Annotated in this window: 15 protein-coding genes; 4 read left to right on the forward strand and 11 right to left on the reverse strand. The window is 43.2% G+C overall.

Annotation, left to right across the window (positions count from 1 at the left end; genetic code table 11):
• Positions 1-48 precede the first annotated feature (48 nt).
• The 8 genes from DXB73_RS09810 to DXB73_RS09840 form a co-directional block, all read right to left on the reverse strand.
• Positions 49-2,223, reverse strand: coding sequence for an ATP-binding protein (locus DXB73_RS09810; RefSeq protein WP_182448298.1), 2,175 nt, complete (start codon positions 2,221-2,223; stop codon positions 49-51).
• Positions 2,213-3,031: an ABC transporter substrate-binding protein gene (locus DXB73_RS09815; protein WP_118690994.1), complete on the reverse strand. Its 819-nt coding sequence runs from the start codon at positions 3,029-3,031 to the stop codon at positions 2,213-2,215. The genes DXB73_RS09810 and DXB73_RS09815 overlap by 11 nt, the downstream gene beginning before the upstream one ends.
• Positions 3,032-3,276: 245 nt before the next feature.
• On the reverse strand, positions 3,277-4,062 hold the full coding sequence (gene phnX / locus DXB73_RS14895; protein ID WP_147354475.1) for a phosphonoacetaldehyde hydrolase: 786 nt from the start codon (positions 4,060-4,062) through the stop codon (positions 3,277-3,279).
• Between the two features lie 45 nt (positions 4,063-4,107).
• Positions 4,108-5,220 (reverse strand): 2-aminoethylphosphonate--pyruvate transaminase, encoded by a 1,113-nt coding sequence (locus DXB73_RS14900; protein WP_147354476.1) that lies wholly within the window; start codon positions 5,218-5,220, stop codon positions 4,108-4,110.
• 23 nt (positions 5,221-5,243) lie between these two features.
• A complete protein-coding gene (locus DXB73_RS14905) occupies positions 5,244-6,251 on the reverse strand; it encodes an extracellular solute-binding protein (RefSeq protein ID WP_118690995.1) in 1,008 nt (335 codons plus the stop codon).
• Positions 6,233-7,909 carry an ABC transporter permease subunit gene (locus tag DXB73_RS14910; protein WP_243104021.1) on the reverse strand — a complete coding sequence of 559 codons (1,677 nt, stop codon included), beginning with the start codon at positions 7,907-7,909 and terminating at the stop codon, positions 6,233-6,235. The genes DXB73_RS14905 and DXB73_RS14910 overlap by 19 nt, the downstream gene beginning before the upstream one ends.
• Positions 7,910-7,911: 2 nt before the next feature.
• Positions 7,912-8,682, reverse strand: coding sequence for an ABC transporter ATP-binding protein (locus tag DXB73_RS09835; RefSeq protein ID WP_118690996.1), 771 nt, complete (start codon positions 8,680-8,682; stop codon positions 7,912-7,914).
• Between the two features lie 211 nt (positions 8,683-8,893).
• Positions 8,894-9,376, reverse strand: a complete 483-nt coding sequence (locus DXB73_RS09840) for a GNAT family N-acetyltransferase (RefSeq protein ID WP_118690997.1) — start codon at positions 9,374-9,376, stop codon at positions 8,894-8,896.
• A gap of 82 nt (positions 9,377-9,458) precedes the next feature.
• Here DXB73_RS09840 and DXB73_RS09845 point away from each other — a divergent pair, with 82 nt between their 5' ends.
• Positions 9,459-10,721, forward strand: a complete 1,263-nt coding sequence (locus DXB73_RS09845; protein ID WP_118690998.1) for an AGE family epimerase/isomerase — start codon at positions 9,459-9,461, stop codon at positions 10,719-10,721.
• 165 nt (positions 10,722-10,886) lie between these two features.
• Here DXB73_RS09845 and DXB73_RS14400 read toward each other — a convergent pair whose 3' ends face one another.
• From DXB73_RS14400 to feoB, 3 genes are all read right to left on the reverse strand, one after another.
• Positions 10,887-11,153: a DUF6171 family protein gene (locus DXB73_RS14400; RefSeq protein ID WP_147354477.1), complete on the reverse strand. Its 267-nt coding sequence runs from the start codon at positions 11,151-11,153 to the stop codon at positions 10,887-10,889.
• A 20-nt stretch (positions 11,154-11,173) separates the two neighbouring features.
• The gene (locus tag DXB73_RS09850; protein WP_118690999.1) at positions 11,174-12,664 is read right to left on the reverse strand and encodes an alpha-L-arabinofuranosidase C-terminal domain-containing protein; all 1,491 of its coding nucleotides are present in this window, start codon (positions 12,662-12,664) and stop codon (positions 11,174-11,176) included.
• A gap of 65 nt (positions 12,665-12,729) precedes the next feature.
• On the reverse strand, positions 12,730-15,066 hold the full coding sequence (feoB, locus tag DXB73_RS09855; RefSeq protein WP_118691000.1) for a ferrous iron transport protein B: 2,337 nt from the start codon (positions 15,064-15,066) through the stop codon (positions 12,730-12,732).
• A 213-nt stretch (positions 15,067-15,279) separates the two neighbouring features.
• Between feoB and DXB73_RS09860 the strand changes: the two genes are divergently transcribed.
• The 3 genes from DXB73_RS09860 to DXB73_RS09870 all read left to right on the forward strand — a co-directional run bounded on the left by DXB73_RS09860 (position 15,280) and on the right by DXB73_RS09870 (position 18,766).
• Positions 15,280-16,548, forward strand: a complete 1,269-nt coding sequence (locus DXB73_RS09860; RefSeq protein ID WP_118691001.1) for an ATP-binding protein — start codon at positions 15,280-15,282, stop codon at positions 16,546-16,548.
• A 22-nt stretch (positions 16,549-16,570) separates the two neighbouring features.
• Positions 16,571-17,281: a LytTR family DNA-binding domain-containing protein gene (locus DXB73_RS09865; protein ID WP_118691002.1), complete on the forward strand. Its 711-nt coding sequence runs from the start codon at positions 16,571-16,573 to the stop codon at positions 17,279-17,281.
• A gap of 126 nt (positions 17,282-17,407) precedes the next feature.
• Positions 17,408-18,766: an MATE family efflux transporter gene (locus tag DXB73_RS09870; RefSeq protein WP_243104023.1), complete on the forward strand. Its 1,359-nt coding sequence runs from the start codon at positions 17,408-17,410 to the stop codon at positions 18,764-18,766.
• Positions 18,767-18,768 lie beyond the last annotated feature (2 nt).

Below are 18,768 nucleotides of genomic sequence, written 5' to 3' on the forward strand. Positions count from 1 at the left end.
GTGTATATCGGCCAATACTATATTTTCTTAGTTTTTTTCTCCTTAATATTAATCTTGCACAACAAATTTTACAAGTGTTTTTATTATTTCCTTTGCCTCCAATGGCTTTGCAAGATGTTCATTCATACCAGCCGCAAACGATTTCTGACGATCATCTACAAACGCCTTGGCGGTCATTGCAATGATCGGAACTGTCATGGCATCTTCCCGCTCCAATGCACGAATGCACGCAGTTGCCTCTAATCCATCCATGATCGGCATCATAATATCCATCAAAACAGCATCAAACTCACCTTCCTCAGAAGCCCTGAATTCTTTAACACAGCGCTCTCCATTCTCCACTAAAACCACTGTAGCTCCTGCCGATTCCAATATAAATTTGGCCACTTCCATATTTAGTTCATTATCTTCTGCCACCAGAATTTTTTTGCCTGTCAATACACCGGATACTTCTTCCTCAGGCTGCTCTTCCTCCAAAACAGCCTCATGGTTCACCAAGAGAGGCATCCTTATCTCGAACACAGACCCTTTTCCCTGCTTACTGGTAAACGAAATCTGTCCATTCATCTTATCCAATATATTTTTAACAATAGGCAGCCCTAAGCCGGTACCGCCATATAAAGTCCGTGCTGTCTCCGACTCCTGCGCAAACGGTTCAAAGATTTTCTGTTGAAATTCTTCGCTCATACCAATGCCGGTATCTTCACAGCGAAAGGTTAAGACAACATGATCTTCATCCATAGTTTCTTCTTTATAGCTTAATATGATCTTTCCATTGTCTTTATTGTACTTCACAGCATTACTCAGTATATTCATAAACATTCTCTTAATATGGATCGGACTTCCCACGAAGGAAGAATGTTTGACATCATAATCCGCCACCTGAATCGTTATGCCTCGTTCTACCGCCTGCTGCTCCACTACCTGATATAAGTTGTCCAACATTCGGGACAGGTTAAATGAGCGTTCCTCCATGATAATTTCCCCGGACTCAAGTTTTCCCATATCTAACACTTCGTCGACCAGTTCCAATAAAAGCCCTGAGGCATCCCATATCTTCTTACGGCATTCTGCCTGCTTATCCAGGTCATCATTGTAATAATTAGCAACCTCGATCATTCCACGAATACCGTTGATCGGCGTTCGGATATCATGACTCATTCTCTGCAAGAACTCGGTCTTGGCAACATTAGCACTCTGTGCTTCCTGCGCTTTTATAACAAGCTCGCGTTGGTATTCCCGTTCACGTTGTCGCCGTTCACGCATATGAACCTGCTCTCCGCGATACTGCACAAATAATATGATTGCAGAAAAACTAATATAAATAATAGCTGCTACTAAAACGTTGCGCCAACAGTTTACATAAACTTTCGACAACGGAAGACAGGTATAGATATAATAATCTGTCCCACCGCTCACATTTCCATAATAGAAGTTGTGGTCTACTTGAAAACGCTTCAATTGTGATTGTTTTTTATGGTTTCTTATCGCACGATTTAGTTTTGAAACAAAAGGGCAGTCAAACGAATTCAGATCAACATGTCTTTTATCATTCGAAGCAATAATCTTTTTCCCTTTCGTAATTATGATCGTACCATTGGTATGCATATTATACCCCTCCAACAAACTTTGAATGGACAGAGCATAATTTTTGGCATACTGTGCCTTTGTTGCATTATAACAAACGATCACGCCTTTTTGATCAGGTCTTCCGACTGCCGATATATCAACGAGCGTTCCGTCTTCCGTTTCAATTCTTTCTGCATAGTTTTTTAATTCATATTGTGCTGTATTTAAGACAACCTCTCGTTTTATTTCCTTTCTCACTTCTGCATCGGGAATGTCAACTGTTTTATATTCCTGTACAACATCCCCGGAGGGCGACATTAATGTAATTCCACTCAATCTTTGCTCATCTGTATATTTCTTGAGCCAGTCATAATCTATCTCCTTACTATGGCGTGCAACATCACGTCGAACCTGCTGCGTTTTATCAATCAGCCGATCAAGGCTCTTGGTGACATTTGATGCATTGTATTTCTGATATGTAATATACTGTGTTTTAATATATTCTGCTTTATCTTCTACGCGCTTCTGCGCATCTTTCAAGTCCGATTCCGCAGATAACTCAAATACGCCAAACAGGATCATACATCCAACCAACGTTATTAATCCCAGTGTGCGTCTTCTTGTTTTTCCCCAATATTCCTTATTATTTTTCAAGAACATCTACCTCCAGAAATTCGTCGGCGTTTGTTACATACTGCTCCAATATCTTTTTTGTTCTTCCGTCTTTTCGCATACTGTCAAGCTCTTTGGACAAGGCTGCAGCGATGCCGCGCTGATCTTTTTTCGCAAAAGCAACCCCCAAACCCGTTGTCAAAATAGATTCCTTTAATATGCGGTAATCTGCGTTGAAATCTTTCAAATACTGTTCCACCGCCGTTTCATGAGCTGCAATTGCATCTACATATCCTTTTCCCAGTGCCGTGTATATATACTCTCGATTTTCAAAACTGTAAACGTTTTTTACTCTAGGGATATTCCCCTCTTGTTTCAAAAAGATCATTTCCGGTTTGGTAGTTGACTGTACGGCGATGATCTTATCCTTTAGATCACTCAAATGATAGATAGAACTCTTCGCATCCACCGCCACTACCTGATGACTGACCATATAAGGTCCTGCCCATTGGTAATCCTGCGTCCTTCCTTCCATCGAAAAGCAACCCCAGATACAGTCTATCTTCCCTGACTCGACCAGCTCATCTTTTTTTTCCCAGTCAATCTGTCGAAACACCGTCCTGTAACCGAGCTGTCCAAATGCTTCTTCGGCAATCTTCACATCAATTCCCGCCGGATTACCATGCTCGTCCGTATAGTTATAGGGTGGGAATATATCACTTCCTACAATGATCGTCGGTCTATTGTCTTGTTTATTTCGGGATTCTTTCGTAAGATGTGCGCAGCCGGCTATCAAACTGACTGCAACGCACAGTGCGCTCAGCACCGCTATCCATTTTTTTATGCACATGTCTGTTTCCTTTCGTGCTTTTAACAGAATTATAATTACGAATAATCTTATTCCTTGATTCGCTTTCATCATTATATAGAATTAAATTTAGAAAGTAAATAGACTGTCGAATTATGTCGTACTTTCTTGCGCATAACAGTGGCAAAATACTATGGTGCCATCTGCATTTTTGACAATTCCTCTCGTTATTGTCAAAACCAAAAAATATAACATTTCGACAGTCTTTTTATCATCAGCTTAAAATGTCAAACGACTAATACGCCTCTCTCAATAACCTCCGGAAGTTCACTTAAATCACGGATTACCAAATCTGCCCCTGCACGCGTAAGTGTCTCCTGTGCACACTGCATCTGTTCTGCTTTCTCCTCCGCAGAAAGTGAGGCAAATTCTTTCTCACTAAGTCCCAGTGCAGAGCTTCCCTCTAACACTCCTATCGTAAACACTCCAGCATTTTTGCCTTCTTTCATATCCGATGCTGTATCTCCAACCTTGATCACCTGTCTGACATCTTCGATGCCAAGTAACTGCATATTGCGAAAGATCATATATGGAGCTGGTCTTCCTTTGCCGCCAACATCTTCCGGTGTCACAAGTGCATCCGGCTCATATCCTTTCTTGGATGCCTCCTCGCTGACAATATCCATCATGGCATGTGTATATCCCGTAGTCGATCCAATGCGGATATCCTGTTCCCGAAGCCATTTCACACACTCCAAACATCCATATTTGGGGTCCGTATATTCTACCAGACCGGACAACAATTGTTTTTCAAAGATATCGTAGATCTTTTCCACATCGTCTGCTGTCGGTGCCTGTTGATATTTTGCGATCCAGGCTTTTTGTATACGTTTCATGGACAGCATTGCACGAATATGATCCATTTTGAGTAGTCCCATCGGCTCTCTGATCTCCTGCATCGTCGGTGTGATACCTACTTCTTCAAATGCCTTTGCAAATGCATGGACAGGTGCAAAACAACCATAATCTACCGTCGTTCCCGCCCAGTCCATTACTATCATTTTAATATCCATACGTCTTTACTCCTCCATCCTTGTTCCAATATTTACTGCATATTGCTATGCTCCCTTTGCCTGCAGATTGTGTTTGCTGTCCAAAAAATCAGACAACAGATCTGCCAGCTTATCTATATCTTCCCGATAAATTTCTCCAATATTTCCTACGCGGAACGTTTCCGCTTTCGTTGTTTTGCCCGGGTATAAAATATATCCACGCTCTTTGATATAGTCATACATTTCATGAAACGAAAAATTACATCCAGCCGGATAATAAAATGTAGTGATAATCGGTCCCTGCACATCCTGTTCCAAAAACGGGATAAATCCAAGTGCTGACAATTTCTTGCGAAGCAGCTTCTCATTGGCTGCATACCGCTCATGTCGTGCAGCAATACCACCTTCTGTCTCCAGTTCTTCCATTGCTTTAGCAAACGCCAGAACAACATGTGTCGGCGATGTAAATCTCCATTTACCATCTACGTTCATGGTTTTCCACTGATCGTACAGATCCAACGACAACGAACGTGCATTGCCTTCACAGGCGGCTAACAGATCTTTACGAACGATCACATACGCAAAACCCGGTACACCCTGAATGCATTTATTGGCACTGCTGATAATGCAATCAATCCCCCATTCTCTAACTGGGATATCCACTCCGGCAAAGCTGCTCATTGCGTCAACAATAAAAGTTGCACCCGCTTCTTTCACAACTCGGCCGATCGACTGTACATCATTCAGAATACCGCTCGTAGTCTCACTGTGAACCATTGCAACATGTGTGATCGATTTATTTTCCTGCAAAATCGCTTTCACCGTCTGCGCATCCGGCTGTTCATCAATTGCCCAAGAACGCATATGATAAGAAATGCCCGCATGATGCGCAATATCTGCCATGCGCTCTCCATATGCGCCATTGGCGAGGATCAATAAGTAATCGTCCTCTCCCACTAACGTCGTGATCGCTGCCTCCACACCAAAGGTTCCACTGCCCTGCATCAAAACACTCGTATACTCTTCTTCAGAAACGTGTGCCAGCTTTAGCAGTCCTGCACGGATCTTCTGTGTGACGGACTTGTAATCATCATCCCAAGTACAATGATCGATCATCATTTCTCGCTTTACCGTGTCCGTTGTCGTAAGAGGCCCCGGTGTTAATAATTTATATTGCATTTTATTTTCCTCCGCATCGTTTATTATGGCATAACTTCGTCAGACAACTGCTGATGTTTCTCATATAATTCAAAGGTCAATGGCTCGGAAAAAGTCTTTGGATAGGTTGACTTATTCGCTGCATCTGCAGACTCACCCTCATACAATGGATTTGGATAGGATTTCTGCAATTCCTCACGTCCATGTTCAATAATGCACTGTGCCATCTTCTGTGCCTGTGGATTGGTATCTTTGCCCTTGTCGATCACTGCAACAGACTCTGTCAGAGAAAAATTACCTTCCGTCGGATCTACATAATCAATTGGCTGGCCATTCGCCTTATCTGCAACTGCCTGATGTCTAAGTCCAAATCCAATCGCGACTTCACCTGCACGACACAGTTTTAATGGTGCAGAACCGGAATCCTCAATATGGTCGCCTGCATTGACATAAATCTGTTTTAATACATTCTGAGCCTCCTTCTCGCCATAGGCAGAAATCAACGCCTGCATAAGCAGCCAAGCAGTCGATGAAGACTTAACATCTGTAATTGCCAGATAACCTTTGTACTCCTTTTTGGTCAGATCTTTTAGGCAGGTCGGTGTGGAAAGATTATACTTTTTCATCAGATCTGTATTCATGATGATCGCACCTTCCTGAGAAGTGATCGGTGCTGCGTAATCTCCAAACTTATCCAATGTCTTTATCGGAAAGTCCAACTTTTGGAACATCTTATTTTGCTGTTGCGCACTGTCCAGATAAAAGGTACTCATTGTTACCATATCAGCCTCAATGTTTTTGCCCTCTGCAAGCAATTTGCCACCAAGCTCCGATGTACCAAATCCATTAAAGGTATATTTATCTTTGTATCCATTGTTATCCAACGCATTTTTCATCGCTGTAATTGCTTCATCATCTGCATTCGAATAAATAACAATTTTCGTATCCGACGCTTTTCCCGAAGATCCCCCTGTTGCATTCCCACATCCTGTAACCGCTGTTGCGGCCAATGTCACTGCCATCATCATTCCCATTAATTTTCTGCGAAACATAGTTCCTCCTTCTTGTGCATCCCTTTCGCACGTTTTGATAATTTATATTTAGCAAGCACCGCAAAGAGTGCTTTTGCTATCAGATTAGTAAAAAAGATCAACAAAGATAATACAAATACTTCGTTAAACTTATTAATATACTGCAGCTGCTTGATCTTCGTCGTTAAGACCATCGTTCTCGATCCTACCAGGAAAATAATGGCGCTCACTGTCACACAGGCGTTTGTGAAATAATAGTCAAATACACTCCACAGACTTTCCCTCACATTTGGCGTCACAATACGCACGATCGTCTTGATCCAGCTATCTCCCATCAGTCCTGCTGTCGTTTCCCAGCTTTCATTTAATTTGGATAACGAATTTTTCATCATCAGATACGGCGATGAAAAATAATGGATCACGTTACAGATTAGCAATATCCACATGGTGTTTTGCAAACTCGTTCCGGAAAACACAAACATATATGCTACACCAAGCACCATACCCGGAATCGTGTTTGTCACCAATGCGATGCCCTCGATAATCCCTTTGCACCACTTCGGCATATGACTTCTTGCGGTAACAAGTGCAGCACCATACGCTGTGAATGTTCCAATGATTGCAGTAAGCACTGCCATTTCCAATGTGTTGATATAAATCTGCAGCAGACTGTCATCGGTAAACACTGCGATGACATGCTCCATTGAAAAGCTTACTTTATTCGGCCAGTCTGTCACTAATGGAGCCACAAAGATCACTGCAAAAATCGAAAGCATCAGCACCAAAAACAGGACAGATAGTCCAGACCATATAACATCTCTGAGACGATTTTGGGTCAGTTCTGCACCGCTGATCTTTTTGTAGCGGATATTATATTTTTCTAGAAATTGTAATAAGCAAATACTAACAATGGATGGAAGCAGCATAATCATCGCTACCGCTGCACCTTTGCCAAAATTAGGAATACCTCCCAGCATTTGGCGATAAAGCACACTTGCTACCACTTCAAAGCGTCCTCCAACGGATGCCGGAATGCCAAAATCGGTAAAACTCAGGAAAAACGCCTGAATGAATGCACCACATAGTGTCCCTAAAAGCGGTCTGATTATGGCAATCCAAAAAGTAGCATAGGATTTATCTCCCATTACTTTGGATACAACCATCGCCTTCTTGTCGATATACTGCATCGTGTTACTAATCAGCAAAAAGGCAACCGGTATCGTGTAAACACTATAACCGATCAATAATCCCCAAATACCGTAAAGATCAAATGGCAATTTGTGATGGAAACATTTTGTCAGCAATCCATTATTACCAAAGGAATAAATAATGGCGAATCCATACGTAATCGTCGGCATAAACATCGGAAACATTGCTGCTATGCGAATAATGCCTTTACCCTTTGCCGGTAAGTTAGTATAATAACAGGTATAAGCTAACACAAAGGCGATCAGCGTTGCTGCTGCGGCAGACAATGCAGCAATCTCAAAACTGTTGCGCAATGCCTGTCCAAATTTACGCCCTGCAAATACACTTTGATAAACAGACAAGGTATATGCTCCATTTGTATCCATAAACGAACGAAGTAACAGTCTGACGATCGGCATTGCTAAAAATATCATAAAAAACAGACTGATCACTCCAAATATCAATTTAATTCCAATTGCATTCTTTTTCACTGTTACACCGCTTTCCCTGCTGTTAATGGTGCAGCGCCAAACAGCGTCAAGATGTTATCTCGTTTAATCACAAGCTGATTTAAGATAAATTTGCGGACAAAATCATTTTGCGGGCTGTGCACAATTTGTGCCGGCGTATCATACTGTGATATTTTGCCGTGTTCGATAATAAGAACCCGATCTGAAAGCGTCAACGCCTCTTCCGGATCGTGTGTTACGATGATCGTTGTTAGGTGAAACTGTCGGGAAATCGTCTTAATCTTGTCTTTGATCGACTCCTTAATCACACCATCCAACGCCGAAAGCGGCTCATCCAACAATAAGATCTTTGGTTTCATCACCATCGTTCTCGCTAACGCAACGCGCTGTTTCTGCCCACCGGACAACTGCTCTATTTTTTTATCCAGATGTGCACGCAGTTCCAACAGATCAATCAAGGCATCCACCTCTTTTGCTGTCGACAACCCAGGCTTGTTACGCAGTCCATATACAATATTCTGATATACATTTAAATTGGGAAATAATGCATAATCCTGAAATACAATATTGAAATCTCTTTTTTCCATAGGAAGCTTTGTGATATCTTCTTCCTGATAATAAATCATTCCCTTATCCGCATCCGTAATCCCTAAAATCAGATTCAAAAGGGTCGTCTTACCGCAGCCGGACGGTCCTAAAATCGAAACAATCTCTCCGTCCTGCACCTCAAGGGAAATGTCATTCAATACAGTCACACCATCAAATGACTTACTAATATGTTCTAACTTTAACATGGGCTCATTCCTTTCTATACTGTCATGCAATATACGTTTTATCTGCTGACCATTATAGAAAGTCTATGTAAAATTCACTATCGCCCCAAAGTAAAAAAACCGTAAAAAGTATCTGCTCCAAACTTTGCGCATCCGAAGCTACTGTCTGGTCACATATTGCTTATTATGTCACTTAAATAATAGCTATCTTGCAGCTAATAGGTTAGCTTTGCTATAGCTGTTTTTCATAACAGAGCCAATGTTCTCCGAAAAGATCTGCTTCTGCGCACAGTGTAAAATGCAGATGCTCATACGAGTGTACCGCACGTTTATTGCCCGGACTGACAAGATAGTGCACGCTTTTGCACCCGCGCTTTGCAGCGACCTGCATCAATTCCAAAATCATTTTTCTGGCAATCGCCTGTCCTCTGGCATCCTCACGTACGACCAGTCTGGCGAACTCTGCAGCGGGCTGTAGTTGCGCAGACCAGCAAGGCAGTTCTTCCACGACATGATCATCGTCGATAGAGATTGCTCCCAGAAGTTCTCCCGTCTCGTCTTTCCAAACGTATGCATCTCCACGGGCAAGATCGCCGTCCATAGTCTCCTCGCTTGGATAATCTTCATTCCAAGTACATCCTTCACTTCCAATAGCTGCTGTGTATAGTGCCATAATATATGGTTTATCGTCGATAGTTGCTTGATATAATGCCATTTTCTTTCGCTCCTTTACAAAATGTTATTCTGCCTGTAAAGTATATATAATATCATTAATTTATATAGAAAGGAAGTTTCTCATGATAACGACCAACACTACCTCCTTAAAATACACCATAGACACACCGGAAAACCGCCAATTTCTGTCCGAAATCCGCGACACATTATTTTCCTTTGGCAGACAGTTTCCCTCACCGGGCGGTGGTTCCTATTACCTCGGCGATGATGGCACGCCGCTGAAAGACCGTCCGCGTGAAACTTGGATCACGAGCCGCATGGCACATGTCTACAGCATCGCTTCTTTATTAGAACCTGCATCGGATTATGGTTTGCTTGCCGATGCCGCTTTGCAAGGATTGTGTGGAGAACTGCATGATCGCTCCAACGGTGGCTGGTATGCCGGATTACAAGCGGACTGCACTCCTTTGCCAGCCAAACAATGCTATGCGCATGCTTTTGTCATCTTGGCAGCCTGTTCCGGCGTTTTAGCGAAAAGACCTGCAGCGCAGTCATTGCTAGAGGATGCTTTAGCAATTTACGATAAATATTTTTGGAATGAAACAGAGGGACTCTCCTGCGATACTTGGAATACAGAATTTACGATATTAGATGATTACCGTGGGCTTAATGCAAATATGCATACGGTGGAAGCGTTTTTAGCAGTTGCGGATGCAACAGGCAATGAAACCTACCGCCGGCGGGCTGGACGTATTATTGATCATGTTCTTACATGGGCTAACCATAATGAATGGCGTATCCCGGAACATTTTCGAAAAGACTGGACACCGGATCTGGACTGTAACAAGGATCATCCGGACGATCCGTTCAAACCCTATGGTGCAACACCGGGTCATGGTATCGAATGGGCAAGATTGATCACGCAATGGGCATATTCGATGAAAAATACAGCGGAAGATACTACTCCGATTGAAAAATATGTGACTGCTGCCGAATCTCTCTATCAGAGGGCGATCAAAGATGCATGGAACGCAGACGGTGCACCGGGTATCGTCTATACTACAGACTGGCAGGGAAACCCTGTCGTTCATGACCGCATGCACTGGACTCTTGCAGAAGCAATCAATACTTCTGCCGTACTTTGGCATGTCACTCACAAACAGCAGTATGCCGATGACTATGCAATGTTTCTCCGTTATTTGGATGAACAGGTATTAGATCATGTCCACGGCTCTTGGTATCACCAGCTCGATGCTGCCGGAAATGTTCTGACAACCGTGTGGCCGGGCAAATCAGATCTGTACCATGCCGTGCAGGCAACGCTGATCCCGTACTATCCTGTAGACACCTCGATTGCAGCAGCGGTGGCTCATCCTATGATATAATGAGCCTCAGAGAAAAACAAGCGGCTGCGAAGCAGACATTTGTTTTTCTGGGCTCATTAACGAGCAAATAAGCTTGTGAAACAAGCGAATAAGCTCTGAAAGAGCGGATTTGCGAGTTTGATAAAAAGGCAAATTGATATGTGATATAATGACCGAGTTTGACAATCACCACATGTTTGTCCCCAGCGGGCAATGTGCATCTGACCGAAAGGCTCTCGCTTCCACATAAGCACCACATTTTCGGCAAGTACCTTTATTAAGCCATTTACACGCCTTGCATACCGCAAGGCGTGTTTCATATTGCGACGGATCAGCCTGTTCCATTTTAGGGACACTCCTTTGAAAGTCCAACACCTGCTGTAGTGCCGTCTGCTCATCCATTTCCCGTAGCAGACAGCGTACACAGGGGATCCGCATATTTGATCCAGACATATTAAATCTACATTCCCTTCTCAGACAATCGGACAATAAATCCGACATACACTGCACGGTAACAAAGTAACTGTCTGCTCGCTGCCGTTCCAATGTTCTGTACGATACTGCACCTTCACCTGATCCGGCTGTTCAAAAGTATTGTGCGCATGCACCTCATCCTGAAGCACAGCAATCTCTGCTTGTCCGTTAAATTGGCTCTTATCTTCCAAACGGCAGATCACCTGTATTTCTTCCTTCAGCGAAGTATTCGCAAGCGTAATCGTCATATTTCCATCATCACTCACAGACACCGACTCCGAAAGTGATGGTATCACTTTTCCATCATGATCTACCGGCAACGTATCAACCGCACTTTGCACAAGACTGGCACCCTGATGTTCTTTATACATAGCAAACACATCATAAGTTGGCGTCTTAACGATCTGATCCCCCTCTGTCAACACCATCGCCTGCAATACATTGACAACCTGTGCGATATTTGCCATTGAGATCATGTCGCTATGTTTGTTAAAGATATTTAAATTCAAAGCGGCTACGATCGCATCACGCATCGTATTTTGCTGGTACAAAAATCCCGGATTCGTTCCCGGCTCCACATCATACCAAGTTCCCCACTCATCTATAATAAGATCAATATTATGCTCTGGATCAAGCTCATCCATAATCTTCAAATGACCATCAATGACCTCCTCGATCCCTAACGTTTTCGCGATCGTTGTGTAATATTCCTGCTCAGTAAAATCCGTAGCACTTCCTTTGTGTTCCCAGTCGCCCGGCACGGTATAATAATGCAGACTAATCCCTTTGGCGTGCTGATGGTTAATACGACTCATCAGCTCTCTCGTCCATGCATAATCATCCCCACTTGGTCCACAAGCTACTTTATATACTTTATTGCCGGAATATTCTTTGCAAAACTGCTGATACCGCTTATATTCATTGGCATAAAAGTCCGCGTCCATGCTGCCACCGCAGCCCCAACTTTCATTGCCGATACCCAAGTATTTTACTTTCCAAGGCTCTGCATGACCGTTCGCTGCGCGTAACTCTGCAAAAGTTGATCCTGACTCTGCCGTCATATATTCTACCCATTCTGCTGCCTCCTGCACCGTACCACTTCCCATATTAACAGCAATGTATGGTTCACAGCCGATCTGTTCGCAAAGTTCCATAAATTCGTGCGTACCAAAGCTATTGTCCTCTACTGTACCGCCCCAGTTTGTATTGACCATCTTCCGTCTGGACTCCTTCGGACCAATGCCATCTTTCCAATGATATTCATCCGCATAGCATCCACCCGGCCAGCGCAGTACAGGAAGCTTAATCTCACGCAGAGCCTCCACAACATCATTGCGCATGCCGTTGGTATTCGGAATATCCGAGTCCTCTCCAACATAAACGCCGTCATAAATGCAGCGTCCTAAATGCTCCGAAAACTGTCCATAAATCTCCGGTGCGATCGTGCTCTTGTGAACACTTGGTGTTATACTTAACACTGACTTTTTCATAAATAAATTTCCCCCTTTTTACTATTTTCTCCCAATACACTATAAGTTGGCAACTAATTTCAACCTCAAAATAGTCCACCGATCAAATATACCGCAAAGGCCGCAACCCATGCAACGATACATTGCCAGATCACCATGCTGACAGCCCATTTACCGCCCAACTCACGTTTTACAGATGCGATCGCTGCGATACACGGAGTATACAGCAGACTAAATACGAGCAGTGAACCGGCCGTCAATGGTGAAAGCACTGTACTGATCGATCCGCTGAATAAAACTTCTAACGTGGAAACAACACTTTCTTTTGCCATAACTCCACTGATCAATGCGGTAGCAATTCTCCAATCACCAAGTCCCAGCGGTGTTAATACAGGCACAAATATCTGCGCGATCATTGCAAGCATACTGTCCGAAGAATCGGACACCATATTCAAACGCAGATTGAAACTCTGCAAAAACCAAACTACTACCGTTGCGACCAGTATAACTGAAAATGCTTTCTGCAGAAAATCTTTTGCCTTTTCCCACAGCAGCTGTCCCACATTTCGTACACCAGGCAAACGATAATTAGGCAATTCCATCACGAAAGGAACCGGTTCTCCCTCAAATAATGTTGCTCGGTATAGGAAGGCTACCAAGATTCCCATAACAATGCCAAACAGATAAAGCCCCGTCATGATCAGGCCGCCGCGCCCCGGGAAGAACACGCTGACAAAAAACGCATATATCGGTAATTTGGCCGTACAACTCATAAACGGCGTCAACAAGATCGTCATTTTACGATCTCTTTCACTAGTCAGCGTACGTGTTGCCATGACAGCCGGCACTGTACAACCAAACCCGATCAACAATGGAACAATGCTTTTGCCGGAAAGACCGATCTTGCGAAGCAGCTTATCCATTACAAAAGCCACACGGGCAATATACCCACTGTCCTCCATTAATGACAAAAAGAAAAACAAGGTGACAATGATCGGCAAAAAGCTTAGCACACTCCCCACACCGGTAAATATTCCATCCATGATCAAACTGTATAACGCATCATTCAGCTGAGCTGCTTTTAATCCTTTTCCCACCATATCTGCGATTGCATCAATACCTAATTGCAATATATTTTGCAGCCATGCACCGATCACGTTAAACGTCAGATAAAATACTGCAGCCATGATCGCAATAAAACACGGAATCGCTGTATATTTTCCGGTAAAGATCCGGTCTATCTTCTCACTGCGAATTCGCTCTTTACTCTCTTTTGGTTTTACCACTGCTTGTTCACATAAACGTTCAATGAAATCAAAGCGCATATCTGCAATTGCAGCACTGCGGTCTACACCTCGCTCTGTCTCCATCTGGCACACAATATGCTCCAACATTTCCTTTTCGTTTTCATCAAGTTTTAACTGCTTTAGGATCAGCAGATCTCCTTCAATTGCTTTCGTTGCAGCAAATCGCACCGGGATATCTGCCTTTTCAGCGTGATCTTCAATCAGATGGATCACCGCATGAATACACCGATGTACGGAACCATCGTGATCTTTTTTGTCACAGAAATCCTGTCGCATCGGCCGTTCCTGATACTTCGCGATATGAAGTGCATGTTTCACGAGTTCCTCTACGCCCTCGTTTTTGGCTGCAGAAATCGGAATGACAGGTACCCCTAGCAATTCCTCCATCAAATTGACATTGATCGCTCCATGGTTACTGGTTACTTCATCCATCATATTCAATGCGACTACCATCGGAATATCCATCTCCAAAAGCTGCATTGTCAGATATAAATTACGTTCAATATTGGTTGCATCGACAATATTGATAATTGCTGTTGGATGATCTTGCAGCACAAAGTTACGCGAAACGATTTCTTCGCTGCTATATGGCGACATCGAATAAATTCCCGGCAGATCCGTCACATTTGTATCTGAATATCCCTTAATAGCACCATCTTTGCGATCCACTGTAACCCCGGGGAAATTGCCAACATGTTGATTCGCACCCGTCAACTGATTAAACAATGTCGTTTTACCACAATTTTGATTGCCGACCAGGGCGTATGTTAAAGTGGTTCCTTCCGGCAGAGGATGTTCGTCCTCTTTGGAATGAAACTTTCCCTCTTCACCAAGCCCCGGATGTACAGATGGCTGTATTCTTTCACTACCGGCATGACTATTACTGCGCTTGTCAATCGGTTTTATCTCAATCTGTTCTGCTTCTGCTAGGCGAAGCGTCAATTCGTACCCGTGTATTTGTAACTCCATCGGATCTCCCATTGGTGCAAACTTGACAACCGTCACCTCTGCTCCGGGAATCATTCCCATATCCAAAAAATGCTGTCTAAGCGCGCCTTCGCCACCTACTTGCGTCACAACAGCACTCTTTCCTATCTCCAGTTCTTTTAAGGTCATACTATCCTCCAAGTATAATTCTTGTTGAGAATTTTTCTCATTAAATTACGGTATATCAATATATTTTCAATGTCAACTCCTTTTACCGTTTTTTTTGACTTTCCTGACATTTATTGCTATTCTTTTGGTAATGATCTGCGCATCTGCGAAAGTAATGGATCCCATTTCTTTCGCTCAAGCTGATACACAAAATATATTAGGAGGGAGCGCTCTATGTTACTGCATGTACTGGCAGCAATTCACAATACTACCACTCTGCTGTTTGGCATTTTTATATCTGCCTTTTTTTTAGGCGTGCGCCAAAATAAGTCTAATACGATCAAGCTGCTATTGTATTCTCTGGCAGAGGGTACCGTCTATCTGCTGTCACTCACTCTGATCGGTGAAACTGCTACCATGCAGATCTACCCTCTGTTCATACATCTTCCGCTCGCTCTGTTTTTGACATTCTACTACCATTACACATTTCTTTCGTCCTGTGTTTCCATCGTCTCTGCCTACCTTTGCTGTCAGGTCAGTACGTGGATCGGAATGTTTGCACTTTCTCTCTCCGGTGAACAATGGTGTTATTACTGCTTTCGCATCATCGCAACCCTCGGTACGTATTTCTTCCTATGCCGCTATGTGTGTCACACGACAGAAATGATTTTTGCGAAGGATAGACGAGAGCTTTGGGTTATTGGCTTTCTCCCTTTTGTCTATTATATTTTTGACTATATGTGTACAAAATTTTCCAATCTGTTATACTCCGGCAACAAAGCTGTGGTCGAGTTTATGGGCTTCGCTTCCTGTCTGGCCTATCTTACATTTCTGCTCATATATTTCAAGGAATACGAACGCAAACAGCAGATCCGCCAATACAGCGATCTGACTAAAATGCAGCTTCTTTCTATTCAAAAGGAAATTGAACAGGTCAAACTTAGCGAACAAAAAATTGCTATTTTGCGGCATGATATGCGGCATCATCTAACGATCATCTTGACACAGCTTCAAAACAACAGTCCGGATCATGCGATGGATTACATCAAACAACTATACGACAGCTATGATGATACCGTCATTACAAATTACTGCAAAGATGAGATGATCAATTCCGTAATCTCTATCTACCATACACGATTTGAAAATATCGGCGTTATCTTTCAATGCAATATTGGCAGGATGCCACCATTGCCGGAATCCGAAACGGATGTTAGCACCATTCTGTCCAATGCACTGGAAAATGCATTGCATGCTCTGCAGAACATGACTATTCCGAATCGTATGATCACCTTAACAATCTCTGAAAAAAACGCACATCTCTTGATCCAAGTCAAAAATACGATTGAAAAACCGCCGAAATTCATAGATGGTATTCCAATCTCTGAGACACCCGGTCACGGTATAGGCGTGCGAAGTATTATATATTATGTTGAAAAGCTCGGCGGACAGTGCCACTTTTCTGTATCCGGCAACTACTTTACCCTTCAAATTATCATTTAACGAATGAGAGAAAGAGGACATTATGAAAATAGCAATTTGTGATGATGAACCAATTTATATAGAAACAACTTCCAGTTTATTACAGAAATGGGCTGGTGAACATGGTATTGAAATGCAGATCTTCACGTATGATAATGGCGACGATCTGATCGCTGCACATACAGATGAATGTATGGATTTGATCCTGTTAGACGTCATTATGCCTCTTTTGAACGGCATAGACACTGCTGCTGAATTACGCGCAAACGGACAGGATGTTCCCATTATTTTTCTAACCTCCTCCCGTGAATTTGCAGTTGAATCCTACGAGGTCAAAGCCTTTCATTATCTGCTGAAACCCATTGACGAAATACGATTATTTGCTGTCATGGACGAATACCGGAAACAATTTTGCAAGACCAAAGAAACCTTTACGGCACAGACTGTGACCGGTTTTTACAAAATGACGATCGAAGAGGTTGCCTGTCTGGAAGCGCAAAACAAACTGGTACTTGTAACCTTTTCAAACGGGACGCAGATCACAATCCGTGAACCATTTTATAAGTGCGAAGAGATATTCCATATGGATTTGGGATTTATCAAGTGTCATCGCAGCTATATCGTAAATCTAATGTTAGTAGAACAATTTACTAAAACCGAAGTAACTCTTCAAAACGGCATGGTCATCCCAATTTCGCGAAATAACTATGCTGCCTTCAAGGAAGTTTATTTCCGATATATGTTTCAAAAATAGCAGTTGCATTTCCCAATTATGGTGTTAAAATAGATAATTACGATATTGAAATTGTTAATTACTCCCTGTACATTATATGAGGCAAACAAATCGGAGTTCAGCGTTACATACGGAGGTCGAAATTAGATGAGTAAAGATGTCACGAAAGATATGACAACAGGTAAGCCACTGCTTTTGATCCTGCAGTTTGCATTTCCTTTGTTGATCGGCAACTTTTTTCAGCAAATGTATAATGTTGCTGATGCGGCGATCGTTGGACGATTCCTTGGACCGAAAGCGCTAGCTGCAGTCGGTGCCTCCTCTAGTGTCCAATTTTTGGTACTTGGATTTTGCATCGGCATCTGTTGTGGATTTGGAGTTCCTATCGCTCAACGCTTTGGCGGCAAGGATTACAGATCCATGCGCGCCTATATCTGGCACAGCATTTTTATCACGATTGCTGCCGCCGTCCTGCTGACAACGATCTGCGTACTGCTTTGCCCTGCTATTTTACATATTTTAACCACACCTGCCAACATCTATAAAGATGCCTATATTTACTTGTTAATTATTTTCCTGGGCATCCCTTGTACTTTACTGTACAATCTGCTTTCGAGCATACTTCGTGCCGTTGGCGACAGCAAAACACCTTTTTTGTTTTTGGTGTTTTCCACCATATTAAATATTATCTTGGATCTGGTCTGCATCGTTGTCTTTCACTGGGGCTGTGCCGGTGCTGCAATTGCAACGATCACCGCTCAGGGGATCAGCGGGCTGCTTTGTCTCGTGTTTATACTAAAGAAGGTACCGATACTGCATCCAACTGCAGAGGACCGCGCTTTTCGCCCACAGATGGTATCGCATCTGCTTATCATGGCGATCCCTATGGGACTGCAATATTCCATTACAGCGATAGGCAGTATGGTCATGCAGTCCGCCAACAACGGACTGGGTGACGTCTATATTACCGGATTCACCGCAGCTATGCGTATTAAGCAGTTTGCCATGTGTCCATTTGATGCAATCGCAACCGGTGTATCCACCTTTTGCGGACAAAATCTTGGTGCCGGGAAGACGGATCGTATTAAGAAAGGAATCTTGCAGGGCGTCTTCGTCGGCATGGCATATGGCCTTATAGCAGGCATTGTACTTATCTTCTTTGGCCGTACATTGACACTGCTGTTCGTGAAGCCATCCGCTACTGCAGTGCTTGATGCTTCTGCCAAATATCTGCGCTGCCTCGGATTCTTCTATTGGTCACTCGGCATCTTAAACACCTGCCGCATGACCACACAGGGTCTTGGCTATTCCGGCAGAGCTATCCTCTCGGGTGCCGTCGAAATGGCGGCACGCTGTTTCGTCAGTCTGGCATTGGTTCCTATTTTTCACTTCAATGCAATCTGCTTTGCCGATCAAAGTGCTTGGATCACTGCTACGCTCTACATCGTACCGACTTGTCTGCTTGTTGTGCGCTCAATTGAAAAAAAAAGAAAGGAATGTAAATGATT

This window comes from Clostridium sp. OM05-6BH, assembly GCF_003481635.1.
Lineage (GTDB): Bacteria > Bacillota > Clostridia > Lachnospirales > Lachnospiraceae > Butyribacter.